Genomic DNA, 24696 nt, shown 5'->3' with positions numbered 1-24696 from the left:
CGGGATCGCCACGTGGCGACCATCCAACGCACTGCCGGTGACAGCGACCTGCTGTTGACGGTGATGGTGCCCGACCTCGGTTTCCTCGGCGACTGGGTTCAGCGGCTGGCAGATACCGATGGTTCGGCCCGGACCCGCACCCGCGTGGTCATGCGTGTGCACGGCGAGAGCGAGCGCTGGCGGGTGCACGCGCTGTCCGACACACAAGAGACGGCGCTGGCCCAGTACCGACCCGCGCCCGTGCCGATGACACACGAGCCGGACGAGGCGGACCTGGAACTGATGGCTGCCCTGGCCACCGACGGCCGCCGATCCGCCGTCGACCTCGCCAACCTGACCGGACTCAGTGCCCCGACCGTACGGAGGCGGTTGACCCGGCTGATGGCAGAAAGAATCCTGTCGATCCGCTGCGAGGTGGCGCATGCCTACAGCGCGTGGCCGGTGACCGCCAACGTCTGGGCCCGCGGGAACTCACGCGCCCTCGACACCCTGGTCGAGTCGCTCGACGCCTTTCCTCAGGTACGCGTCTGCTGCGAGGTGACCGGGACCGCAAACGTGATCATGACCGTGTGGCTGCACCACATCAGTGAGCTGTCGCAGTTCGAACACGAACTGGAGCGACGGGTGCCGGGGCTGACAGTGGTGGACCGGTCTGTCACGCTCGAGACCTCGAAGAGACTCGGCTCCGTGCTCGACCGTGACGGGCGCCGAATCGGGTCGGTGCCGGTGGTGTTGTGACCCTGCCACCACCGCAAACTGCAGACCGCACGACGAGCGAGAGCCATTGCCGAACGCGCTCGCGCCGGTCCTACGTGTTCAGATATCGCGGGTTGGCCACCATCAGACGATCCGTCACAGCGGCGCGTGTGGCGGCGACCACGGCCGGGTCGTCGGCACCAATGGACCCGGAGCGGATCGCCAGGGCCAACTCGGCCTCGGTGTCGAAGCCGAGGTCGGAGAGGCGACTTCGCCGGCGTTGCTGCTGGACGCCCCCGTAGGTCAATTCACGCTCGACGATGTCGAGCACATTGGCGGCGACGCGGGCCTGGAATGCGAGAGCCGGGTCGGAGGCGGTCATCACGGACGCGCGGAGGAACTCGGTGACCGCACCGAGGAGTTCCGGGGTGGTCGGTCTGCCGTGTAACTCGGTCCACGGCAGTTCGGTCAACTCGGTCGGAGCGGGGTCGGCCGGGTGACCGAGGGCGAGCAACAGGTCGTGCTCCTGCTCGCAGACCCGCCGACCGATGGCAGCGAGTTCCACCGACCGGACCTCGCCCGACAGGTGTCGCTGCGCCATCTGGGCGCAACCGATTCCCCACCATGCCGTGCGGTAGATCTGCCACCAGCGAACCGCGTCGGTGTCGGGCCGCGACCCGCTGATCTCGGCATAACCGTCCAGCAGCTCGTCGATCGAACCGAAACCACCGACCTCGGGTTCGGTACCGAAGCGCCAGCACTTGACCAGAAGCCAGCCCAGGTCTTCCCTGGGATCGCCGATGTGGGTGAGTTCCCAGTCCAGGACGGCGGCCAGCCCTCCTTCGTCGACGATCAGGTTGCCGTTGCGGAAGTCGCCGTGCACCACCGCTTCCCCGACCGGTTCGGGTTGGTGAGCGGCCAGCCACGCCAACGCGATCTCGGTGACGGCCGACGGTGTGTCCAGGTCGAGGTAGAGGGTGCGCAGATGGTCGAGATCCGCAGTCGGGGCACTGCGCAAGGCCGGCACCGAGCCAAGCGGGATGGAATGGATCCCGGCCAGCGTCCGACCGAGCTCCGATGCCATCGAGGTGCGGGCGTCGGCATAGCGGTTGTCGCGCAGGATCTTCCGCGGAATGGTCTCGCCGTCGATGTGGTCGGCGATCAGGTACGGTGCGCCCAGTGCTTCACCGTCATCGGCGTAGTCCACCACCCGAGGTACCGGGACGCCGGCAGCGTGCGCGGCTGCGATGGCCTCGGCCTCCCTCGTCATACCCATCGGGCCGTGGCCACCACCGGGTTGACGACGCAGCACCATTCGCTCCACATCCGCGCCGCGGTGTGCCTCGAACGACCACGTCTCACTGTTCGCCCCGGCTGTCAGCCGCTGCAGCTGCTCGATCCGGACCGGTTGGCCGAGAACAGTTGTCAGTCGTTCGGTGAGGCGTAACCCGATGTCGTCGGTGCCGGGTTCCATCGGATTCACGCCTGCTTGTCGGTCTTGATCTTGTCGGGTCCGGCGAATCCGAACAGGTAGCCGGCCACCTTGCGGATCTGAACCTCTTCGGAGCCTTCGGTGATCCGGTACCGACGGTGGTGCCGATAGATGTGTTCGAACGGCATGTGGCGGGTGTATCCCATTCCGCCGTGCACCTGGATGGCGCGATCGGCGGCGTCGCAGACCAGCCTGTTGGCCCGGTAATTGCACATCGACACCTTGTCGCTGATCTGCATGTGCGGCAATCGGTCCAACTCCCAGGCAGTCTTGCGGACGAGGCCGCGAACCATCTCGGCCTCGGTGTGCAGTTCGACGAGTGGGAACTGGATGGCCTGCCTGCTCGACAGCGGAGCGCCGAACGTGATCCGCTTGCGCGCGTACTCTACGCTGCGGTCGATGCAGTACTGAGCCGCACCGACTCCGGAGGCGGCCTGCCGGATCCGATTCTCGTGGACAAACGTCTGCGCGACCGCAAGGCCTTCGCCTTCGGCACCGAAGATCGCCGAATTCGGCACCCGCACATCACTGATGGTGACCTCGGCGTGGTCTGTGGGCATGTTGAACGTCCACCACTGGAAATCGACGGAGAAGCCGGGCAGGTCGGTGGGAACGAAGAATGCCGTGATGCCGCGGGCATCCCCGTCCTTGCCCGAGGTGCGCGCGAACACCACATCGTGGGTGGCGTTGTGCATGCCGGAGTTGAATCGCTTGCCGCCGTTGATTACCCAGTCGTCACCATCGCGCCGGGCGGTGGTCTCCATCCACGTGGCGTCGCTCCCGTGGTCGGGTTCGGTGAGACCGAAGCCGATGCGGGCCTCCCCGCGGATCATGGGTTCGAGGAACTCCTCACGCTGCTCAGGGGTGCCGAACTGCATCAACATGTGGGCGAACGGGAAGTTCCCGACGATGGACGACTCGTTCTGCAGGTCGTTGTGCAGACCCAAACCCTTGTGTGCCAGATGTTCCCGGATGACGGCCATGTCGAAGTTCGAGCCGTCACGACCACCGACCTCGGCGGGCAGCGCATACCGCAGCCAGCCGGCGTCATCGGCGAGCCGATGCATCTGGCCGAGGAGCTCTTCCCACTCCCGGCGCGGCACCCCACCGCCCTCGAAATCCGTGCGTGCGTACTCGCGCCGATGGTCGAAGAACCTCATGTTGTCTTCGGCCTCTTGCAGAGGCTTGAGCTCCGCCTCGATGAACTCGTCGATCTCCCTGAGTGTCTGCGTGATCGATTCGGGCAGGTCGAAATCCACTGAATTGTCCTTGCTGATCGGTGAGTGGGCGGTTACAGGATCGCGATGGGGTTCAACGGCGAGCCGACGGCATTGGTGACGTTCAGCGGCGGGGCGGACAAGAAGAACTCGTAGCGGCCCTCGGCTGCACATACCTCGGCGAGGTCGTCGAGCCACCACACCTCACCCAAGGTGAGTCCGAGGTCGCGGATCAACCGGATGTGCAGTGGATACAGTCGGTCGCTCGGGTCCTCGGCGGGCTCGACCTCGGTGGCGATGTTGTCCAGTGCCACGGCGGCGATCTCCTTGCGGTGGATCCACTCCACGCAGTCGCGTCCGAGCCCGGGCGATCCGGCCGTCCAGAACTCGGATTTGTCTGCAAGCGAATAGAACCAGGGAACATGCCCGGTGCGTAGCAGCAAGATGTCGCCGGTGCCCACCGTGACCCCTTGCTCGGCGGCACAGGCGTCGAGGTCGCGGGGGGTGATCGCGACCCCGGGTTCCAGCCGGTCGGCGCCCTGCCACCGGGCGAGGTCGAGCAGGACACCGCGGCCGGCGAGGGAGGTCTTCAGCTGATGGATGGAGTTGCGGCCCGCACCGCCGCCGGACTCGGTGTTCCCGATCCAGTAGCCGTTGTACATGACGTCGTCAGAACAGATGTGCGCCAGGCTGTCCCACTGCGTGCTGCCCTGCAGTGGCATGAAGATGTAGTCGTCGGCACCCTGGATGCGGGGCGCGATCAGCTGGAGCTGTGAGCCGACCGTGAAGTCGGCGCCGGTGTAGCCGAACAGGTGCACCACCCCAGGCCGACTCGGGTGGACCGGGCCGGAAGCGTCCAGCGGAATCGCGCAACTGACCGTCTGTCCCGTACGAACCAGCGCCGCAGCGGCTTTGACCATGTCCGGGGTGATGAAGTTGGCGGTTCCGCGCTGATCGTCCTCGCCCCAGCGGCCCCAGTTGTTGGGCTGTGAGGTGTTGACGTAACCAACGCGCTTGCCCTTCTCGTCGACGGTGTAGTCCGGCGGGGTCCAGGCCAGTGACCAGTTGCCGCCGTCTTGTGTGCGTCCCATGGTTCTCCTGTCGGGTCGTGAAATGTCTAGGGTTGCGCCAGCTGATCGCGCAGTTTGAACTTCTGCACCTTGCCCACGGCGTTGCGGGGCAGGGCATCGACCACCAGGATCTCCGTCGGCTTCTTGTACGACGCGATCAGCGACTTGCAGTGCTCGGAGATCTCTTCCAGGGTGGGCGGGTCTGCGGGGTCCGAGGGAACGATGACTGCCACAGGGGTCTCGACCCATCGGGGGTGAGGTTTGGCCACCACAGCGACCTCGGAGACCTTGCTGTGCGAGTCGATGGCGTCCTCGACCTCGGCGCAGTAGATGTTCTCCCCGCCGGAATTGACCATGTCCTTGGTCCGGTCGACCACCTTGATGTAGCCCTCGTCATCCATCACGCACAGGTCACCGGAATGAAACCAGCCGCCCCGCATGGCATCTGCGGTGGCATCGGGGTTACGCCAGTATTCCTTCATGACGGTGGGGCCGCGGTAGACGATCTCACCGACCTGGCCGACCGGCACGTCGTTCATATCGGGGTCCACCAGACGTACTTCGACATTCATCAGGGGCTTACCCACCGAGCCGTTCTTCCGGAGTGCATCCTCTCCGCGCAGAATACAAGTGGCAGAACTCATCTCGGTCTGGCCGAAGACGTTGAAGACCGGCACGTCGCCGAACGCGTCGGACATGGCCTTCAACACCGACGGAGGAGCGGCCGAGGCACCCCAGGCGATGCGTTCGAGCGAGTAGTCGAGCTTTCTGGCCAGTGCGGCCTCGCAGATGGCTTTCCACTGTGTGGGGACGAAGTACCCGGCGACCACCCCTCGCTCCGACATGGTCTCGAGCGCCTTGACGGGGTCGAAGTTCAGGACATCGATGAGAATCGATGTGCCACCGACGAAGACGTAGGCGAGCATCCCCGACAATCCGCCGATGTGGAACAACGGCAAGCCGGACAACCCGACTTCGCCGTCACCGCTCACCCCCTGCTCGAGGCAGACGTTGATGGTGTTCATCAGCAGGTTCATGTGGGTGAGTACCGCGCCCTTGGGCTTCCCGGTTGTTCCCGAGGTGTACATGATGAAAGCGGGCTCGTTCTCGTCGACGTCGATGTCGAGCGAGCCGTCATCGGTCTCCAGGAGGGTGTCGTAATCGATTGCCTGCTCGACATCCTCGTGGTCACCGCCGCTGACGACAAGGGTGCGCGATCCTGTTGCCTGCGCGGCCCTGGGCGCCAGCAGATGGTCGGCGAACAACACCGTGGCGTCCGAATCGTCGAGAACATAGACGATCTCGGCCACCGACAGCCTGAAATTGACCGGCACGACGATCGCACCGAGCTTCAGTACGGCGAAGTAGGTCTCGATCAGCTCGAGCCGGTTGAGCATCAGCACGGCGACCCGGTCGCCGCGTTCGACTCCGAGGGACTGCAATCCCCGGGCCAGCCGGTTGGTGCGGGCATCGAGTTCGCGGTAGCTCAGAGAATGGCCGTTGTACTCGAAGGCTACGCGGTCGGGAACTTTCCTTGCGTTGCGAGCGAGCTGATCTCCGTGGGACATACGCCGTCCGGGTGCCGCCGCCACCGTCGTGGTCTCGAAAGTGCTCATGCTGCTCCTCGACGTCAAGCTGGTGAACAAGTGTTCAGCGGCACCGTAGCCGATGTCGGGACGGGCGCGCAGCGCTTTGCCGGTCTGGCGCTGATCTGCTGCTTCGAGGGCTTTTTCGCACGTGATGGTTGCTAGTCTTGCGTTTGCCGGGTTGTTGTCGCCGCCAACTGGGCACTGACTGACCGTTCACCGGCGGCCGTGTTGTCATCGGTGCCCGGCCCGGGGCGGTGTACGAGAGATCGCCTGTGAAGGGAGCCTGATGACCGAGCGTCCGAGGGGAACCGACCCGCAATTCACCACTGCTGCGGTCCGGCAGGGTGATGATCCCACTGCGCAGGCGATCCTCAGCGCCGCGGTGCAGATGATCGCTGCGCGCGGCTACCACGGGACGTCGGTCCGGGACATCGCAGGATTCGCCGGTCTCAGCGCAGGGAGCATCTACAACCATTTCGGATCGAAACACGATCTGCTGGTCACCATTTTGGTCCGCGGTGGTGAGGCGCTGGTGGAGAGCACCGAGAAGGCACTGCTCGATGCCCCCGCGAATCCGGCGGACCGGCTCGATGCGATCGTCCGCACGCATGTGGGCGTGCATGCCGAGAATCCACTCGAGAGTTACATCGGAAATTCCGAGCTGCGCAGCCTCGACGCCGTGGCACTGGAGCGTGTCATCGCCAATCGCGATGCGCAGCAACGGATTTTCGACAGAGTGGTGGCGGACGGCGTGAAGCGCGGAGTCTTCCTCACCACCAACCCGATCGAGGCGTCCCGGTTTGTCGTCACCGCCTGCACGGCGGTCGCGATGTGGTTCCGGCCCACGGGGCCGGCAAGCGAGGAGCAGGTCATCAAGCGGTACCAAGCGGTGGCCCGCGATGCGGTGGCCTACCGCCCGCCCACCGAGAACTGAAGGCCGCCTGGTTCAGCTGTACTTGGCCGTCAGGTACTGGGAGAACGTTTCGAGCCCGAAAGGTGTTCCGGGAACCAGGTTCTCGCCATTCCGAAATGCCGTGAAGGTCTTGCCCGGAAGCCGCACCGGGAGGTCGGGGCGGCGGCGACCCGTCACTTGTTTCCACTCGGCCAGCAGGTCGCGCACCGCCCGCTGCTCCGGCCCGCCGATGTCGTCGACGCGTCCCATCGGATCGCCGGCCGCCAGGTCGACCAGCCGGGCGGCGACCTCATCGGTTGCGATGGGCTGAAAACTGATCGACGGGGACAGTAGAACCGGCGAGAAACGCTGGGCCAGGAACATCTGCTCGACGAACGGATGGAACTGGGTGGCCCGCTGGATTGTCAGTGGGACCGGACCGGCGGCGGCGATCGCCTCGATCTCGAGTCGCTGACGGTAGAAGCCGAAGGGGATCTTGTCGATGCCGACGATCGACAGCAGGACGATGTGTTCGACGTGGGCCTCGGCCGCCGCACTCACGAGATTCCGCGCGACCTCGATGTCGCCGGCCCCGTTGGTGGTGGCCAGGTGGATGACGGTGTCGACCCCGCCCATGGCCTCGGCGATGCCGACGCCGGTCCTGAGATCTCCGGTGACCATGCCGTCGCCCGCGCGCCTGCTGAGCGCTTTCACGTCGTGCCCCGCTTGCCGCAGGCGGTTGGTGGTGGGGACACCGATCCGGCCGGTTGCTCCGGTGACCAGATAAGTCGTCATGCTCAAGCCCTTCGTCGTGGTGATCCTCTCGCAGTCAAAGACCGGCAGCCACGGGCGAATGTGACAAGCTCAAGCGGGCAGATGTACCTCGAGCGTTCACCAGCCGAGGAACGGCCTGGCACGAAAGGGTGACGTCATATGGCGCAGGAAGCGGGACTGGCCGAGTTCGAGCAGGTCAGACCTCGTTTGTTCGGGATCGCCTACCGGATGATGGGTACAGCATCGGACGCCGATGATGTGGTGCAAGACACATGGCTGCGGTGGTCTCGAACCGATCGATCGGCCGTTCGCGATCCGGGGGCATTCCTGACGACCACAGCGACCCGATTGGCCATCAACGCGCTGACGTCCGCGAGGGCGACCCGGGAGACCTACATCGGACCGTGGTTGCCCGAACCCGTATCGACCACCGACGATCCGGCACTGGGCGCCGAACGAGCGGAGGCGCTCGAGTTGGCCGTGGTGCGGTTACTCGAACGTCTGGCTCCCAAGGAGCGCGCGGCGTACGTCCTGCGTGAAGCCTTCGACTACCCGTACCGCGACATCGCCGAGCTGCTGGTCACCAGCGAGGCCAACGCCCGACAACTCGTGCGCCGGGCCCGGGACCACATCGCTGTCGAGAGGGCGATACCGGCGGACCCGGACCAGCAGGCGCAGATCCTGGGCGCGTTCCTCACCGCCGCGCAGTCGGGGGATCTGGCCGCACTCGAGTCGGTGCTCACCGCGCAGGTGACGGCGGTCAGCGACGGCGGCGGTGTGGTCAGCGCCGCGCGGGTGCCCATCATCGGTCGCGCCAAGGTGGCGAGGTTCGTTCTCGGGACACTCGAGAAGTTCGCCGCCGGCGCCTATTCGACGCTGGTGGAGGTCAACGGATCACCGGCTGTGATCACCATTCGGGATGGCGGCCCGACACCGTGTTGTCGTTCGACATCGGGGCCGACGGGATCAACACGCTGCTGTTCGTCAGGAACCCCGACAAGCTGCACGCGGTCGCTGCGTTGTCGTCGTCGATATCCCCTGACGAGGCCGTCAGGTGGTGACCGTCTGGCGACGTCGGGAGAGCACCATGCGTGCCGCGCGCCAGCCGAGCAGGAAGACACCGAGCACGATGGTTGCCACGATGATGAAGCTGAGCGCCACACCCTGATGAAATTGCTGGCGCAGGATCATGCCGATGGCCACGGCGCCGATCCACACCAGGACTCCGTCAGGGAACACGCGCTCGGGGTGGAACGGGTAATCGAAGCCGTGATCGGCGCGCATGTGCGCGTACAGGTAGGCGAGCGACCATCCGATCGCTGCGCCCAGGGCAAAGGGCCAGGTGGTGCTGAACAGTCCGTGAAGCGACAGGCCTTCGGCATGGTTCATCCGGCCGATGAAAGCGAAGACCAGCACCGCGAAGAAGTCTGCTGAGGCGGTGAACAATCGGCGCATAGAGGCCACCGTAGCGTTTTGCCGAGCGGCTCAGCGAACCGAATCGGGGGAATCGGGCTTGTCGTCGGACGGATGGACGACAGGCGGGTCGGGGTCAGAAGTGCCCAGGTTGTGGTCCGTTGACGTGCTGTCCTGGAGCTGGGCGTCGACCTCTTTCTCCATGAAGTCGACGTTCTCTTCGTCGCGATAGGTGCCCCGGAACATAACGAAGATCACCACCCAGCCGATCAGTGCGACCAGCAGGTAGCTGACCATCCGGTAGACCAGCACGGCGGTCACCGACTCAGCGGCGCCCATGCCGGCGGAGGTCAGCGCCGGAACCAGCACGCCGTCCACCACCCCGAGCCCACCCGGGAGAAGGGGGATGGCGGTCCCGACCGCCTTGCTCGCCGCGTAGGCGACCATCAGACCGGCGATGCTCGGCTGTCCGCCGACGGCGTAACAGGCGAATGCCAGACACGCGACGTCGGCGACCCAGTTGAACAGCGACCAGCCGAAGGCGATGGACGTGTCCCTGGGTTTGAGTTGCACCGCGCGCAGCTGCACCAGGATTTCGCGCCACCGGACCACTCCGTGGTCTGCGGCTTTGTCGCGCAGATGATTGATCCACCGCAGGATCGAGACACCGATTCCCTCGATCGACTCCGGATGCCGGGCGATGTACTGGGCCACGAGAGCGAACGCGATGAAACCGCTGATCGAGAAGATGATGGAGAACGGGCTCGTCTTGGCGCCGGCAAGCAGGGCGCCGCCCAGCCCGAGAACCGCCAGGCCGACCCCCATGAGCAGTCCCGACATCACAACCTGCCAGGAGGCCACGACAGGCGTGGCGCCCCACTTGCGGGTCTGGCGGTACGTGAAGGCCGGCGCCATCACCTGGCCGCCGGGCATGGTCTGACTCAACGAGTTGGCGGCAAGGATCACTGAAAGCGATTGCCACTGCTTGATCTTGAGGCCTGCGGACCGCAGGAGTGCACGTTGGACCTGCGCGAAGCTGTCCATCGACAACATGGAGGCAAGGATGCAGAGCACCACCCATTCCCACTCGATGTCATCGATGTGGACCCAGGTTTCCTTCAGTTTCGGCCACACCAGGTAGGCCTCAACGGCCAGTACCACCAGGACGAGGGCGAGAACCACCCAACGCACCCACCAGAACCGGCGGCGGGCCCCGCGCGTCGCCGTCATGTCCAGCACCTTATCGGGCGGGTGCGCCACGGTTCGGAAATGGTCGGCCAGACGGTGTACTGCCGACGACTTCAGTTGCCCGCGTAGACGGTGTTTCGGGTCTAGTGTTGCCCGGGTGAGCGATGGAAAGACCCAGGACAGCGGTGTAGTCGATCGACTTCAGGTACATCCGGTCGTGCGGGCTGCCGCGGAATGGGCATGGCGCCTGTTGGTCATCGGTGCCGCCCTCTACGCCTTGATGCGGGTGATCCAGTCTTTCGAAGAGGTCGTCGTCCCGATCGGGCTCGCGGTCCTGGGTACCGCGCTGCTTGTTCCGGTGGTGGACTGGCTCAACCGGCGGGGGATACCGCGGTCCCTGGCGGTGGTGGGAACTCTCATCGTCGGGATCGGCGCCATCGCCGGGATTCTGACCTTTGTCGTGCAGCAGTTCATCGACGGTGTGCCCCAATTGACCGACGAGGTCACCAAAACGATTGACGACAGCCGGGGTTGGCTCGTCGACGGGCCACTGAACCTCAGTCAGGACCAGATCGACCACCTCGGCGACGACGCGATCAAGGTGCTGCAGGACAACGAGGACAAGGTCACCTCAGGCGCGCTGGCCACCGCCACCACGGTGAGCGAGATCGTCACCGGCGCATTGCTGATGCTGTTCCTGATCATCTTCTTCCTCTACGGCGGCGGCCAGATATGGCGGTTTCTCACCCTCGCCATTCCGCAGGCATCACGGGAAAAGGTCTGGGAGGCAGGGCAACGCGGGTTCGGCTCACTGGTCGGTTATGTGCGGGCGACCGTGGTGGTGGCGGCGGTCGACGCGATCGGGATCGGCGTCGGTCTGGCTATCCTGCAGGTCCCCTTGGCATTACCGCTGGCGTCGTTGGTCTTCATCGGTGCGTTCATTCCCATCGTCGGCGCGCTCGTGACCGGCAGTCTGGCGGTGCTGGTCGCGCTGGTCACCCAGGGCTGGGTCGCCGCTGCGATCTCGCTCGCGATCGTCGTTGCGGTCATGCAGGTGGAAAGTCATGTGCTGCAACCGTTCCTGCTCGGACGATCGGTTCGCCTGCACCCCGTCGCCGTGGTGCTCGGTATCGCGGCCGGGCTGGTGACGGCAGGGATCATCGGCGGGCTCCTCGCCGTGCCGATCATCGCCTTCCTCAACACGGCGGTACGGACGTTGCAGGAGCGGACGGCAGAGGCGCATGGTGTTGCTGCGGCGCGGGAGGCCGCCTTGCGAAAACACGGCGATGCCGAGCGCATGTACGAGGCCGAGCCCGATGGCCCACTGTGGGACCAGAAGGATGCTCCCGGTGTCCGCGGCGATGTGGTCGACGAGTCGCCGGTGCCCGGCACGTCCGGTGCTCGTGGCGAGCCCGAAACCGGTGGGACAGCGGGCAGTACCGCCGATTCGAGCTGAGTTCGGTGATGACGTACCGTCCTGGGCGGCTCGGGTCCCTCACCCGGCGTGACGCCACCACCGACGACGCCGACCCGGTGGCGCCGATGTGGCGGGCGGCGCAGGTCTTTCGCCTCCTGAGCTACATCTACGCCTTGGGTTTCCAGCTCGCCGTTTTCGGCGACTACGACCGCGTTGCCTGGAGCTGGTTCCTCTTCGCGATCCTGACCTTCTGGACCGGTGTGAGCACCATCCTCTATCTCAAGGGCACCGGCCGCCGATGGCTCTGGGTGGGGATCGAGCTGGTGGTGGTGTGTGCGCTGATCGTCGCCACCAGGTTCATCGCCTCTCCCGACTGGGCTGCGTCGAACCAGTCGTTTCCGACCACGCTGTGGGCGACCAACGCGGTGGTGTCCGCGGCCATCCTCGGCGGCCCGTTGATCGGTGCAGCTTTCGGGCTGGCGGTGCGGGTCGCCAGCGCGGTGGCCAAAGGGGGCTACGACCTCAACGTCGGGCGGGACGCGACCGTGGTCGTCTTGCTGGCCGTGGGAGTGGGGGTGGGTCTGGCCTCGGTGACCGCTCGCCGCAATCACGTCCGGATCGAACAGGCCATGCGCGTGGCAGCCGCCGCCGACGAGCGCGCCAGGCTGAGCCGCCAGGTACACGACGGCGTACTCCAGGTGCTCGCGCTGATCAGTCGGCGCGGGTCCGAGATCGGCGGCGAGACAGCTCAATTGGCTGAGCTCGCCGGCCAGCAGGAGCGATCGCTGCGCCGCCTGATCGCCGACATCGAACCGGCCTTGGTTCCCGGTGAGCCTGCGGAGATCGATCTACGTATGCTGCTCCGGCCCCACGCGGGCGACCTCGTCACCATCAGCGAGCCGGGTGAGCCGGTACCGGTGGATCACCGGCTTGCCGTGGAGTTGGAGGCCGCCGTGGTCAACGCCCTCGAGAATGTTCGCCTGCACGCAGGCCCCGGTGTGCGCGCCTACGTGCTCATCGAAGATCTCGGTGAACAGGTGGTGGTGAGTATCCGCGACGACGGACGAGGCATCGCCGAGGGCCGGCTGTCACAGGCTGTGGCGGAGGGGCGGATGGGTGTGTCGGAGTCGATCGTGGCGCGGATCGAGGCGCTCGGGGGCACGGCCCGGCTCGACACAGCACCGGGGGAGGGAACCGAATGGGAGCTCGAGGTGTCCAAACGGATGGCAGGCGGGAACGCGAGCCGGTCCGCAGACGATCAACGGAGGGGTTCTGCTCATGCCTGATGTGTTGCGGGTGATGGTGGTCGACGACCACCCGATGTGGCGAGACGGGGTGGCGCGTGACCTCTCCGACGCGGGGTTCGAGGTGGTCGCCACCGCGGACAGCGTGGATTCGGCTGCCCGGCGCGGGGAGGCCGTTCGCCCGGATGTGGTGCTGATGGACATGCAGCTGCCCGACGGCAACGGCGCTCAGGCGACGGTGCGTCTCCTCGAGGCGTCACCTGCCACGCGGGTTCTTGTGCTGTCGGCGTCCGATGAACGCGACGATGTTCTCGAAGCGGTCAAGGCCGGGGCCAGCGGATATCTGGTCAAGAGCGCGTCGAAAGAAGAGCTGTTGTCGGCCGTTCGGGCGACAGCTGCCGGCCAGGCAGTCTTCACCCCTGGGCTGGCCGGCCTGGTCCTGGGCGAGTACCGGCGAATTGCACGAGACCCAGACCGCGGCGTTGACGCACCTGCTCTCACCGACCGTGAGACAGAGGTGCTCCGATACGTCGCGAAGGGTCTCAGCGCCAAGCAGATTGCGTCGAAACTGTCGCTCAGCCACCGCACGGTGGAGAACCATGTGCAGGCGACGCTACGCAAACTGCAGTTGGGCAACCGGGTCGAGCTCACGCGCTACGCCATCGAGAACGGTCTGGACACAGAACCCGGCTGACCTCAGTGTTGATGTGTCCGAGCTGTCACCGTTTGACCCGGTAGCGCAGGTGGGCCACTCCGGGAGCCTCCAGGACCCGCTCGAGTTCGAGCTGTGGGGTCCCGGCGTCGAAACCGTCGAACAGCCGCTCACCCGAACCCAGGATGACGGGGCTCACCTGTAGGTCGATCTCGTCGACGAGGCCCGCCTGAATCGCCTGCCGGGCGCACGAAGCACCGCCCGCGATGCTGATGGGGCGTCCATCGGCGACCGCCACCGCCTGCTCGTACGCGGACTCGATGCCGTCGGTGACAAAGTGGAACGTTGTGCCCTCGAGGGCGATCGGCTCATGGGCATGGTGGGTGAGGACGAAGACCGGGCAGTGGTAGGGCGGCTCATCGCCCCACCATCCGGTCCAGTCCGAGCCGCCCCAGTCGCCTCGAACCGGCCCAAACATGTTGCGTCCCATGATGGTGGCGCCCATCCCGTCCATCATCTCGGAAACCACCTGCTTGTTCACGGGATGGTCGCTGGCGGGCCCGATGTGCCAGCCGTGCAGCAGCTGACCGCCGACACCCAACGGATGTTCTTCGCTCTGATCCGGGCCGGCGACATAGCCGTCCGCCGACATGGACATGGAGAGGTTGGTGCGCGGCATGAGTGTCCTTCTGGTTCAGTGGGCTGACGTGAAGTCAGACTCGTGTGGGCGACAGAACTCATCGGCAAGGTACCGCGACACCCTCGCAGGCCGGTACCTTCTCGGGCCGCGACTTCTGGGTCGGGGTGGGTCGCCGGTCGTGGTAAGTCCCTATGAGTAATGAGTAGAGTTACTCATCCGCCGCGGCGGCGCGTTCGCGACCATCGGTACATGACCGAACCGAATCAGGCCGTCATCAGCCGGCTCTCCGCTGACTTCAACTCGTTGTCGAGTCAATTCGCGAAGGTATCAAGCGAATTACTCGAGCTGGGCACCGTTCTGGCCCGTTCGTCGCAGGCCGAGTCCACTCACCGTCCAGCCGCAGAGGCCGCTGCTGCACCTGAGGCCGTTGCCTCGGAGGCTGCTGCACCTGAGGCAGCTGCCCAGTCGCAACCCCAGCCCTCACCCAACCCGCAACCACCCCTTGGCGCCCAGGCGCCTCGACCACCCCAGTACCCACGGCCGGGCATGCCGGCCGGCTCATACGTACCCGGCCGGGCACAGCAGGTTCCGCCACAGCAGGTTCCGCCGCAGTATCCGTCTTGGATGATGCCGCAACCCCCGACAACCCTGGTGCAGCCCACCGCGCAGTTCCAGAATCCCGGAGGACCTCGCCCGGCAGCGCAAGGTCCGGCGCCCCAAGGTCCCGCAGCCCAAGGTCCCGCAGCCCAGCATCCCGGAGGCCAGAACCTCGCGGCTGCGACGGCCGCGCACTATCGAAGCGCGCTACAGAGCCCCGCCGGTCCGCCTCCGCCGGCGACGCCGTCGCTCTGGCAACGCATGACCGCTGACCCGGGCGGGGGGCTGATCGGGAAGATCCTTGCCGTTGCCGGTGTCGCGGTCACGTTGATCGGTGTGGTGATGATGCTGGTGCTCGCCGCTCAGGCGGGAATCCTGCGTCCGGAGATCCGGGTGGGTGCCGGTGCCGGGCTCGCTGTCGCTCTGGTGGTCATCGCGATGAGGATGTCTTCCCGGCCCGGCGGCCGTGTCGGTGCCATCGCGTTGTCGGCAACAGGTATCGCGGCGGCCTACCTCAACGTGGTGGCGGTGACACGTTTCTACGACTGGCTCCCGGACTACGGGGGACTGTTGCTGGCCGCCGCGGTCACATTCGGTGGGCTGCTGCTGGCCCGGCGCTGGGATTCGCAACATCTGGGACTGCTGGTGCTCATCCCGGTGTTCATCCTCGCCCCGGTGCTCACCGATGGCGCATCACTTCTGCTCATCGGTTTCATGCTCGCCATGTCGATCGCTGCCTTCCCCATCCAGCTCGGCAAGGACTGGCCGTTGCTGCACGCGGTACGGGTTGTCGCGAGCACATCGGTTCTCACCCTTTGGATCTGCACGATCGCCTGGGATGGTGGAAGTCATCTGGCCCTCACCGCCGTGGCGATCGCCGTGAACGCGGTGTTCGGCGTCGCGTCATCAGCAGTGTTGTTGCGCACCGCTGCCCTTCCCCATCTGGGTGCTCTCCTGGGCTGCGTCACGGTGATCCCCGTGCTGCTGTCCCCGGTTGCCTTGAGCAGGCCCCTTTCTGCGGGTCTCATCGCCGGGGCGTCGTTGGCGCTGCTGGCCCTGGCGGCGCTCGACCGTTCGTTGCCTGCGGTGTCGCGGCACATCTACGCAAGCACGTCGGCTGCCGCAGCGGTCATCGCCGTCGTGGTCGCGTTCGAGGGGGCGGTGGTTGCCCCTGTGCTGCTGGCGATGTCGACGGTCGTTGCCGTCGGCGCACGCCGAGACCCCGTGGCGCGGTTGATCGCTGTGGTGATCGGGTTGATCGGCGGTATGGCCTTCCTCGTGATCTGCTCACCGGCCGATGTGGTGGAGGCGCCGACAATTGATGGTGGACAGGCCATCTCGGTGATCGTGGGCAGCGTGCTCCTGATCGCCGCCGTGTGGACCAACTTCTGGGCCTGGTACCGGTCGAGCAGTGCCCGCCCGTCTGCGGACAACGTTCAGGCCTTCGGCATTCTGTCGGCGCTCATCTCCCTGTATGCGCTCACTGCGCTGACCGTCACCGCAGGCGTCGCGCTCGGCGGACCCGACGGCGGGTTCCTCGGTGGCCACGTCGCCGCGACGATCTGCTGGATGGTGGTTGCGGCCACCTTGTTGATCGTCTCGATCTCGATTGCCCGGGGACACAAGAGTTTCGGTGGACTCAGCCGGAACATGGCCGTCGGCGCGGGGCTCGGCTTGACCGCCGCCGCCGTGGCGAAGCTGTTCCTGTTCGATCTGGCAACCCTGGACGGGATCTTCCGGGTGACCGTGTTCATCGTGGTCGGATTGATCCTGCTCGCAGTGGGTGCCGGCTATGCCCGGGCGCTGGGGCAGGGAGCCGCTGAACCCGGCCGCCCCAACGGCGAACCCGCGCCCGCCCGGCACTGATCAGAAGCCGGGCGCAGCAACGCGCACAAAAGGTGACCGCCACCGAATCGGTGGCGGTCACCTTCGTACGGGCAGGTCAGTTGTCGGACTCGGACCCGGGGCCATCGGTGCGGCGGCGCAACAGATCTCGCACGCTGATCTGGCCGTCGCCGGCACCGCGGACGCGTCGGCGCCCGCTCGACGAGTCGTCCTCATCCGGCGCCGGCGCCGGTTCCGGTGCCGGTGGCGTCGGCCGTGGCGACGGAGGTGTCGGTGCCGGCCCGGAATTCTGCGGGCGCTGCGGCGACTGCTCTGGGTTGAGCGAGGCGATCAACGGCTGGCCTGCCGGGGTTGCCGGACCCAGGTCGGGCCGTCGGCGCAGTGGGCTGCTCGGGTCGCCGTCGGATCGGCCCGCGCCGTCCTGCCGGCCCGCGGGCACGCCGCGCGGACTCGACACCGGTGGACCACTGGGCCGCGGTTCGGCCGGGCGAGGGTCCTGCTGCGGTCCGATGCGATCGGAACGGATCGGCTGAGGACGCGGTGGTCGGCCGGGTTGGCGATGCTGCTCAGAGCCGTTCTCGGACGGCCCGGGGGTGCCGTTCGCCGGAACGGGGTCACCCAGGCGGATCCCGCCGGCGCCGAGACTCCAACCGCCGGTGTCCGGACGGTTGCGGCGGGCGTTCTCGCGATTGGGTGTGCGCGGCGCAACCGGGTCCGAATCAGGGGCGGGCCTGCTCGGTGCCCGGCGGACGACGCCGCCCACCGGAGGTTCGCTGGGTCGACCGGCCTGTTGGGACTGCCCTGGTCGGGTCGGGTCGGGCCTGCGGACCTGGCCGATCCGTCCGTTGGTGTCGGCCGGCCGGGAACCGGCATCGGACGTGCTGTCGGTCCACGACGACGGCTTGCGGACGCCACCCATCGCGGGAACCGGTGTGGCGCGTGGCTGCGGTTCGGAATTCTGCTGTGGCACAGCCCGATTCGGCGTCGGACGGGAGATGGGGCCGGAAGGCCTCGGAGCCGGGGGCCGTCCGATCGGACCGGAGGGACGCGCTGCGGGGGCACCAGCCGGAACCGGTCGACGACCGTCCGTGGCAGGTTGCATCCGCATCGCCGACGTGGGTGCCTCGGCGACCACGGTGCCGGCGCTGCGGGCCCCGCGTACAGCTCGCGCCGCACGACCCGGGTCGTTCTCGTCGTCGAGGATGGTCTCGCCCAGACCGATCTTCTCCTGGATCGCCTTCATCCACTGCGGGGCCCACCAGCAGTCGTCGCCGAGCAGCTTCATGATGGCCGGCACCAGCAGCATGCGGATGATGGTGGCGTCGAGGATCAGCGCGGCGATCATGCCGTACGCGATGTACTTCATCATCACGATCTCGGACAGCCCGAACGCGCCGGTGACCACCACCAGGATGGCCGCGGCCGCGGTGATGATCCGGCCGGTGTGCGCGGTGCCGCGACGGATTGCGTCGGTGGTGCTCGCGCCCTTCTGCCGTTCCTCGACCATCCGGGAGAGAAGGAACACCTCGTAGTCGGTGGACAGGCCGTAGATGATGGCGATGATCAGGACCAGGACCGCAGACATCAGCGGGCCCGGCGTGAAGTTGGCGATCGACGACCCGTGACCGTCGATGAAGATCCAGGTCAAGATGCCCAGGGTCGACCCGAGTCCCAGCGCCGAGACGAGTGCCGCCTTGATGGGCAACACCACAGAGCCGAACGCCAGGAACATGAGCAGGCTCGTCACCAGGATCAGCAGCGCGACCATCAGGGGTAGGTCGTCGAGGAGCGCGTTGATCGAATCCTGCGTCAGGGCAGGGGTTCCCGCGACGTACATGTTGAGGCCCTGCGTGTCTATGTCACGCAATTCCTTGACCGCTTCACCTGCGGTGTTCTGGTCGATGAGACCGGCAGCCAACTCGACGACGTTGCCCTCGGCCTGTGCGCCGTCGAGGGTGAATTCCTTGGTGAAACCGGGGATCTTGTTGGCCTCGTCGGCGATGGTCTGCAGCTTGGCCGCGTCGTCGCTGCTCTCCGGGTTGTACTCGATGACGAGCTTGATCTCTTCGGTGCGCTCGGTCGGGAAGAACTTGTCGAAGTTCTGCTGCGCGATGCGGTTGTCGTTGTTCGGCGGCAGGTACTTCTCGGTGATGCCACCGAACTGGATGTTGGCGAACGGGATGACCAACGCGAGAAGCAAGAGCACGACCGGGATCGCTGTCTTGAGCGGGTGGCGCATCACCCATCCGGCAAGGCGGCCCCAGAAACTGTCCTCGACCTCTTTCTTGGTCTTGGTGCGGCGCAGGAACGAGAAGCCCCACATGTCGATGCGTGGGCCGAGGATGGCCAGGATCGCCGCGAGCACGGTGATCGAGCAGATGGCCGCGAGACTGACCGACGCGATCGCGCCGTAAGCCACCGATTTGAGGAAGCCCTGCGGGAACAGCAGCAGGCACGCAAGCGCGGCGACGATGATGGTCGCGGAGAACACCACGGTCTGACCGGCCGTCATGACGGTCCGGCGCACCGCGTCCTTGGTGGTGTATCCCTCGGCCAGCTCCTCGCGGAACCGGCTGACGATGAACAATCCGTAGTCGATGGCGATACCCAGCCCGATGAGTGTCACCACCGATTGGGCGAAGATGTTGAGTTCGGTGACGTGGGTGAGCAGCTTCATGATGCCCAGCGAGCCTGCGATGGTCAGGCCACCGATCACCACGGGCAGACAGGCGGCGATGACACCGCCGAAGATGAAGAACAACATGACGGCGACCAGCGGCAGCGCGATGATCTCGGCGCGCTTGATGTCTTCGTCCATCCCCGCCGACATCGCGCCGGCCACGGGCTGCAGCCCGGCCATCTCGATGGTGGTGCCGGGTAGGTCGTACTTCTCGGGGAGGTCGTCGAAGAAGGACTCGATCTTCTTGTAGTTGTTCAAGATGGTGGTGTCGTCGTCACCTCGGACACCGATGCTAACGAACCCGTGTTCGCGGGAGGCATCGAAGAGTCGTGCCTGCACCTGCGCCTGGGTGGCCTTGTCGAAGTCGTTCGCGGCCGGTTTGAACGGGTCCACGATGCCGGGGTCGGTGCGGTCCACGACGTCACCGTGCTGTGCGATCAGGTCTTCGACGATTCGCTCGACCTTGGTGGCGAACGCGGGGTCGTCGACCTTGGTGCCCGCCGGCGGCGTCACCAGCATGATGACGTCCGACTTGTGGTCGCGGCCGAGTACCTCGTCGCGCAGCTGCGAGCCCTCGACCGAGGGGGAGCCCGGGTCGAACCATCCGGACTGACTCAGATGCTTGTTGAGGTCGAGCCCGTAGAGGCCGAGCCCGGCCATCAGGGCAACCATGACCGCGATGACCACAAAGCGCAGCCGGTACACGAAGTTGCCTATGGCACCAAACACCGCAGGTTCCTTTCCGTACTTGCTAGTTCGTCACTCGCTGGTTGAGAGTGGTCGCGCGGGGGACGTCCGTGACGTCGCCGACCGTGCGTCGATGTCACAGCTCGCTCGTCACTCTCAGGTGGGGCGGCCGGACAGCAGTGCCGACAACGGCCGGAACGGAGCCAGCCACGCGCCTTCTTCGGGCAACGAGTCCAGACTGATCCGGGGCAGAGGCTCCCGGAACACACCTGGAATGTCTTCTAGATCTACAAACTCCAAACTCTCCGACGTCAGTGCCCACGCTGCGTGCTCGCGGAATCCGAGCACCTGCACCGGAACCCCATCGGCGGCGACGTCCTCGAGAAGCTCGCGGAAGGCCTGCCCGTCCGCCGAGGCGACGATCAGACCCGCCAGCCCCACAGTGTGCCTGCGCATCTCGATGTGGTCGAGCATGTCCGAATCCACGTCACTGTCTTCGTCCACTTTGGGCTTGGCGAAAACAGCGAAACCAACATTACGCAACGCCTCGACCCAGGGGCGCACGACTTCGGCCGTACCAGGGGCGATGTTGGTGAAGACGGTTGCCTCGGGGACCGCGGCGAAGCTCCTGCGGCCACCTGCGGCGCCGTCGGCCGACGGCGTGGTGGACGCGGAGATGTCGGCTGTACGACCCAGCAGCCAGCGTCCCAGGGCGTCGAACCTGGGCCGGTGAGCTGCGGTGGGCCTGCCACCGAGGATCGACCCGAGACCCATGTCGAGGTTCGGCGCGTCCCAGATCAGCAGCACCCGGGCTTCCTGGCTGGCCCCCGAAATGGTGTGGGCGACCGAGTTGTCGGGTGTGCCGGCGGGCTCGTCCGAATAGGATGCAGGACTCATCGTGGGATCCTTGTGAGAACGAACTCAGTGACCGGGCGGCCTTCGCGTTCGGCGCGGCCCTCGAACTTCGTGACCGGCCGGGCCGTGGAGAAGGGCACGGCGGTCTCGGCCGGCACCAGCAGGGACTGACTGCCGAGTACCTCCGCGATCGAGTGGGCGTAGTCGGCATGGTCGGTGGCGATGTGCAGCGCACCGTTGTCACGCAGCACCTCGGCGATCAGCTCGATGGTGCCCGGCTGCAGCAGACGCCGCTTGTGATGCCGCGCTTTGGGCCACGGATCGGGGAAGAACACCCGGACGCCGGTCAGCGAGGCGGGCGCGATCATGTGCCCCAGCACGATCACGGCGTCACCTCGGATGACCCGGATGTTGGTGAGGTTCTCCCGGCCGATCATCCCGAGGAGTTGTGCGATCCCTGGCCGGTAAACGTCGACGGCGATCACGTTGATGTCGGGCTCTTCGGCCGCCATCGCGGCGGTCGAGGTGCCCGTTCCGCAGCCGATCTCGAGGATCAGGGGTGCTTTACGCCCGAACCAGGCCTCGGCATCGATTCGGTCGTTCTCGCTGACCTCTCGACCCACCGAAGGCCACAGCCGCTCCCAGTTGTCCTGCTGAGCGGGCGTGAGACTGCCGCGGCGCGACCGGAAGCTGGTCACCCGAGGGTAGAGACGCGCGCGTTCACGGCGGGCCGCGTCGATCTCGGCCTTGTCGTCCGGAGCCGACCGCTCGTCCGGCGCCGGCAACACACTGCGTTGGGCCTTCGGGTTTGGGCTAGTCACCCGGCCATAGTCCCGCATTACTCACCGATGTGACAGCAGGGGTTTACCAAACCGCGATCAAGCCGTGTCGCGCCGAGGCGGAACCGGGCACGGCGAATGCGCGTCCGACCAGGTGGCAAGGCTCTTCGGGGGAGGAATCGCATGTATCGGCACGAAGATGGGGTCGCGGAATCTCGGATCGGCGAATTGATGGACCGGCTGCACGCTCTATGCGACCACTTGCCGGGGGCTGTCGCGTTGCGCCGCGCGGTCGACGATCTCCAGGGTCCGCTGCGGGTGGCCGTGGTGGGCCGATTCGGTACCGGCCGCGACACCGTGGCCCGTGCGCTGAGGCAGTCCTACGATGTCAGCCCGATCGGACCCGGCGACGACGCGGACGATGCCGACGCATGGCTTCACGTGCTCTCGGGCTGGCCCCGGCCGGACGACGTCGCCGCGATCGCCGACCTCGATCCCCGTCGAAGCCTGGTGGTTCTCGGAAAAGCGGACTCGCTGGGGTCGTGGCCGGCGGCTCGTGACCGCGCAGCGCAATGCACTGCATCGTTGGGCCGGGCGGTGGTGCCGGTGATGCCGTTGCTGGCGGTACCGGATCTGCGGATGGACGACATCGACTTCATGGCCGCCATGGCCGCGGCAGGTGAGCAGGTGCCGCCGATGCAGGCCGAGTTCCTCGACGCGGGCGGGCCGCACCAGCGCCTGCAACGGCTGTCGTTGCTGCGCAGGCTCGATGCGTACGGCATCGCCAGTGCGCTGGCCCTGCTGAGAGGCGGGCCCCTGACCGCAGAGGAACTCGCCGCCCGGCTCCACCAGCGCAGTGGACTCGACGCCCTGGCCGATCCGTTGACGGAGTTCGCGTCCCTTGCCGAGCAAAGACGTGTCGGACGGGTGGTCGATGAACTCGAGATCATCGCGGCCCAGGGAATCCTGCGGGACGAGATCGAACACATCCTGTCCGGGTCCATGCTGTCCGGAGCGCTCACATGACCACGACCGCGGACTTGCGTGAGATGCGGGCCGTGGTGGCCGGTGTCTCGGAGCTGACCGTTCGTCTATCGGCCAGGTCGATTCCGATGTGGTGATGGTCGCAGGGCTCGGCCGCGTCGGGGTCACCTCGATCGCCGCGGCGTTGGATGCCGCAGGCATCAAGGCCTCCGAGTGGTCCGGGCCGGATCAGGTGGATCGGCTGGACGGTGATGTCCACAGAAAAGGCGGCGCGGCCATCGCCCTGCTGATCGTGGATCCCTCTTCAGGGGTGGGGGAACCGGAGGTCAAGCTGCTGCGAGCCCTGACCGCCACCGCACCGATCGTCGCGCTGGTCTGCAACAAGATCGATGCCTTCTGGGATTGGCCCACGTTGCTCAAGGCCAATCGACAGCTACTCGACCCGCACGGACGACTGCCGATCTTCGCCGTGTCGGCCGCGGCCGCGGTGGCCGGTCATCACACCGGCTCAGGGTTCGAGGCGCTGACGGGCTGGCTGCACGAGCAACTTCACCCCACTGATCGCCGCGAACGGTTGGCGACTGTGGCCGCTGATCGCACTCTCGAAGCGTTTGTCGACGACCTGGCCACTGTCGACCATGGCTCGGACCCGGCCGCCGCATTGTTGGACGAACGGGCAGTGCTCGCCGGGACCCGCGACCGCGGCCGGATGGACCGGTTGGCTGCTTTGCGCGCCGGTGCCGGCCAGATCCGCGGTGACGTGACGAGCGCACTCAATTCGACGACGCGAGCCGTCGACGCGGGGGCGACAGCAGCTGCCGCGCGCCTCAACCGTTCCGGGGAAACGTCGTTCGTGCAGTGGCTCGAGGCAGAGCTGACAGAGGTCCGCACCGGCATCCTCCACCGGCTCGACGACGAGATCGACGGCTTGCAGGCGCGCACGATGCTCGGGCTGGAGGACGCGGCCCCCGCCGCGCCGGCCCGTTCCTACGAGACGGTGACCGTTCCCGCCCTGCCGGTGCCGCGCCGGGGAGCCGAAGAGGCGTTGCTCGTGGTGTTCGGGGCCTCGGCAGGTCTGGGTCTCGGCCGTCTGGTGGTCACCCCGATGGCGTCGGTCGACACCTTGCAGTGGATCTCGATGCCGCTGACGCTTGTCCTCGGGGTCGTGATCGCGGTGGGGATGGTCCGCATACGCCGGCTGTCGACCCGACGGGCGGCGATGGCGACATGGGCGCACGACGCGGTGGGTGATGTGCGGTCACAGATCGAGCAGGAGATCATGCGGCAGGTCTCGAGTGCCGAGTCGGTCATCGGCGGCAGACTCACCCGCCACTACGAGAGGCGGTCGCAGGCAGCGGTCTCCCGGATCGCCGAAGTTGACCGCGAGATCAGGCGGGTGCGGCAGGCGGCGGTCGGCCGTCGCAACGGCGACCTCGCGAAACTTGCAGCTGCGGCCGACGCCCGGGACCGACTCGACCCCCTCCTCGAGGCGATCGGACACTGATCTGACTCGACCTCTCGCTCGACCCTCGGTGGGCGGGAACCGTGCCGACGTGTTCCGCGTCCAACCCACCGGGACACTTCTTCTTCGACGGGCGGGTGGGTGCACGGTATGGACAACGACTTCCTTGCCGGATGCGGCGACGACCAGAATGAGCCGGTGTTTGTTCATCCGGCCTCGGCGCCGCCCATCGACGGTATCTACGACAACCTCTGGATCGTCGAGAACGACAGGGTCTGGGATCTCGGGCCCGCCGACATCGACACCGACGCCGACGGGATCGCGGATTCGCTCACGAGGCCAGGACCAGCTGGTTTGACCGTGTACACCGATAGTGATCGTGACGGTCAGGTGGATCTGATCACAGAGGTGCGTGGCGACGGCGGTTACAGCTCGCATCGGCTGGACCCCGCGACGGGGGAATGGACGGCCACCGACGTCGGTCGTCTCAGATAGTTCGGCTGGTCAGCGCGTTGTGGGGCCG

At 66.5% G+C, this 24696-nt stretch carries 20 protein-coding genes and 1 pseudogene; 10 read left to right on the top strand and 11 right to left on the bottom strand.

What is annotated here, in order from left to right; all coding sequences use genetic code 11:
- Positions 1 to 12 precede the first annotated feature (12 nt).
- On the top strand, positions 13 to 738 hold the full coding sequence (locus tag MVA47_RS25865; RefSeq protein WP_247210432.1) for an Lrp/AsnC ligand binding domain-containing protein: 726 nt from the start codon (positions 13 to 15) through the stop codon (positions 736 to 738).
- A gap of 70 nt (positions 739 to 808) precedes the next feature.
- On the opposite strand, the gene MVA47_RS25860 is transcribed toward MVA47_RS25865, so the two are convergent.
- The 4 genes from MVA47_RS25860 to MVA47_RS25845 are packed head-to-tail and all read right to left on the bottom strand — an operon-like array spanning position 809 to position 6091.
- Entirely contained in the window at positions 809 to 2170 is a 1362-nt protein-coding gene (locus MVA47_RS25860; protein ID WP_247210431.1) for a phosphotransferase family protein, read from the bottom strand.
- Positions 2171 to 2175: 5 nt separating this feature from the next.
- Positions 2176 to 3447 carry an acyl-CoA dehydrogenase family protein gene (locus MVA47_RS25855; protein WP_247210430.1) on the bottom strand — a complete coding sequence of 424 codons (1272 nt, stop codon included), beginning with the start codon at positions 3445 to 3447 and terminating at the stop codon, positions 2176 to 2178.
- 32 nt (positions 3448 to 3479) lie between these two features.
- The gene (locus MVA47_RS25850; protein WP_247210429.1) at positions 3480 to 4496 is read right to left on the bottom strand and encodes a cyclase family protein; all 1017 of its coding nucleotides are present in this window, start codon (positions 4494 to 4496) and stop codon (positions 3480 to 3482) included.
- 26 nt (positions 4497 to 4522) lie between these two features.
- Entirely contained in the window at positions 4523 to 6091 is a 1569-nt protein-coding gene (locus MVA47_RS25845) for a long-chain-fatty-acid--CoA ligase (protein WP_247210428.1), read from the bottom strand.
- 259 nt (positions 6092 to 6350) lie between these two features.
- Between MVA47_RS25845 and MVA47_RS25840 the strand changes: the two genes are divergently transcribed.
- Complete coding sequence (locus tag MVA47_RS25840; RefSeq protein ID WP_247210427.1) at positions 6351 to 6998, top strand: TetR/AcrR family transcriptional regulator; 648 nt, start codon at positions 6351 to 6353, stop codon at positions 6996 to 6998.
- Between the two features lie 12 nt (positions 6999 to 7010).
- Here MVA47_RS25840 and MVA47_RS25835 read toward each other — a convergent pair whose 3' ends face one another.
- Positions 7011 to 7751 (bottom strand): SDR family oxidoreductase, encoded by a 741-nt coding sequence (locus MVA47_RS25835; protein WP_247210426.1) that lies wholly within the window; start codon positions 7749 to 7751, stop codon positions 7011 to 7013.
- A gap of 138 nt (positions 7752 to 7889) precedes the next feature.
- Between MVA47_RS25835 and MVA47_RS25830 the strand changes: the two are divergent.
- Positions 7890 to 8594: pseudogene (locus MVA47_RS25830) on the top strand (sigma-70 family RNA polymerase sigma factor); the annotation flags it as partial.
- A gap of 186 nt (positions 8595 to 8780) precedes the next feature.
- Here MVA47_RS25830 and MVA47_RS25825 read toward each other — a convergent pair.
- Entirely contained in the window at positions 8781 to 9119 is a 339-nt protein-coding gene (locus tag MVA47_RS25825; protein ID WP_247211075.1) for a DUF3054 domain-containing protein, read from the bottom strand.
- Positions 9120 to 9215: 96 nt separating this feature from the next.
- Complete coding sequence (locus MVA47_RS25820; RefSeq protein WP_247210425.1) at positions 9216 to 10373, bottom strand: YbhN family protein; 1158 nt, start codon at positions 10371 to 10373, stop codon at positions 9216 to 9218.
- A gap of 115 nt (positions 10374 to 10488) precedes the next feature.
- Between MVA47_RS25820 and MVA47_RS25815 the strand changes: the two genes are divergently transcribed.
- Genes MVA47_RS25815 through MVA47_RS25805 form a run of 3 tightly spaced genes read left to right on the top strand, consistent with a single transcriptional unit; the run spans position 10489 to position 13686 of the window.
- Complete coding sequence (locus MVA47_RS25815; protein ID WP_247210424.1) at positions 10489 to 11787, top strand: AI-2E family transporter; 1299 nt, start codon at positions 10489 to 10491, stop codon at positions 11785 to 11787.
- An 8-nt stretch (positions 11788 to 11795) separates the two neighbouring features.
- A complete protein-coding gene (gene macS, locus MVA47_RS25810; protein ID WP_247210423.1) occupies positions 11796 to 13034 on the top strand; it encodes a MacS family sensor histidine kinase in 1239 nt (412 codons plus the stop codon).
- The gene (locus tag MVA47_RS25805; protein ID WP_023955867.1) at positions 13027 to 13686 is read left to right on the top strand and encodes a response regulator transcription factor; all 660 of its coding nucleotides are present in this window, start codon (positions 13027 to 13029) and stop codon (positions 13684 to 13686) included. Before macS ends, MVA47_RS25805 begins: the two co-directional genes overlap by 8 nt.
- A 25-nt stretch (positions 13687 to 13711) precedes the next feature.
- On the opposite strand, the gene MVA47_RS25800 is transcribed toward MVA47_RS25805, so the two are convergent.
- Positions 13712 to 14323: a dihydrofolate reductase family protein gene (locus tag MVA47_RS25800; protein ID WP_247210422.1), complete on the bottom strand. Its 612-nt coding sequence runs from the start codon at positions 14321 to 14323 to the stop codon at positions 13712 to 13714.
- Positions 14324 to 14533: 210 nt separating this feature from the next.
- On the opposite strand from MVA47_RS25800, the gene MVA47_RS25795 reads away from it, so the two are divergent.
- Positions 14534 to 16747 carry a DUF2339 domain-containing protein gene (locus tag MVA47_RS25795; protein ID WP_247210421.1) on the top strand — a complete coding sequence of 738 codons (2214 nt, stop codon included), beginning with the start codon at positions 14534 to 14536 and terminating at the stop codon, positions 16745 to 16747.
- 76 nt (positions 16748 to 16823) lie between these two features.
- On the opposite strand, the gene MVA47_RS25790 is transcribed toward MVA47_RS25795, so the two are convergent.
- The 3 genes from MVA47_RS25790 to trmB form a co-directional block, all read right to left on the bottom strand.
- Positions 16824 to 20135 (bottom strand): MMPL family transporter, encoded by a 3312-nt coding sequence (locus tag MVA47_RS25790; protein WP_247210420.1) that lies wholly within the window; start codon positions 20133 to 20135, stop codon positions 16824 to 16826.
- Positions 20136 to 20249: 114 nt separating this feature from the next.
- Positions 20250 to 20990 carry an NYN domain-containing protein gene (locus tag MVA47_RS25785; protein ID WP_247210419.1) on the bottom strand — a complete coding sequence of 247 codons (741 nt, stop codon included), beginning with the start codon at positions 20988 to 20990 and terminating at the stop codon, positions 20250 to 20252.
- On the bottom strand, positions 20987 to 21787 hold the full coding sequence (gene trmB, locus MVA47_RS25780) for a tRNA (guanosine(46)-N7)-methyltransferase TrmB (RefSeq protein ID WP_247210418.1): 801 nt from the start codon (positions 21785 to 21787) through the stop codon (positions 20987 to 20989). The genes MVA47_RS25785 and trmB overlap by 4 nt, the downstream gene beginning before the upstream one ends.
- A gap of 123 nt (positions 21788 to 21910) precedes the next feature.
- Here trmB and MVA47_RS25775 point away from each other — a divergent pair, with 123 nt between their 5' ends.
- From MVA47_RS25775 to MVA47_RS25765, 3 genes are all read left to right on the top strand, one after another.
- Positions 21911 to 22753: a hypothetical protein gene (locus MVA47_RS25775; protein ID WP_247210417.1), complete on the top strand. Its 843-nt coding sequence runs from the start codon at positions 21911 to 21913 to the stop codon at positions 22751 to 22753.
- A 94-nt stretch (positions 22754 to 22847) separates the two neighbouring features.
- Complete coding sequence (locus MVA47_RS25770; protein WP_247210416.1) at positions 22848 to 24215, top strand: hypothetical protein; 1368 nt, start codon at positions 22848 to 22850, stop codon at positions 24213 to 24215.
- A 108-nt stretch (positions 24216 to 24323) separates the two neighbouring features.
- Complete coding sequence (locus MVA47_RS25765; protein WP_247210415.1) at positions 24324 to 24668, top strand: DUF6802 family protein; 345 nt, start codon at positions 24324 to 24326, stop codon at positions 24666 to 24668.
- The last annotated feature ends 28 nt before the right edge of the window (positions 24669 to 24696 follow it).

The sequence above is a fragment of the Williamsia sp. DF01-3 genome (assembly GCF_023051145.1).
In the GTDB taxonomy this organism is placed as follows: domain Bacteria; phylum Actinomycetota; class Actinomycetes; order Mycobacteriales; family Mycobacteriaceae; genus Williamsia.
This window is presented reverse-complemented; position numbering and strand designations above follow the sequence as displayed.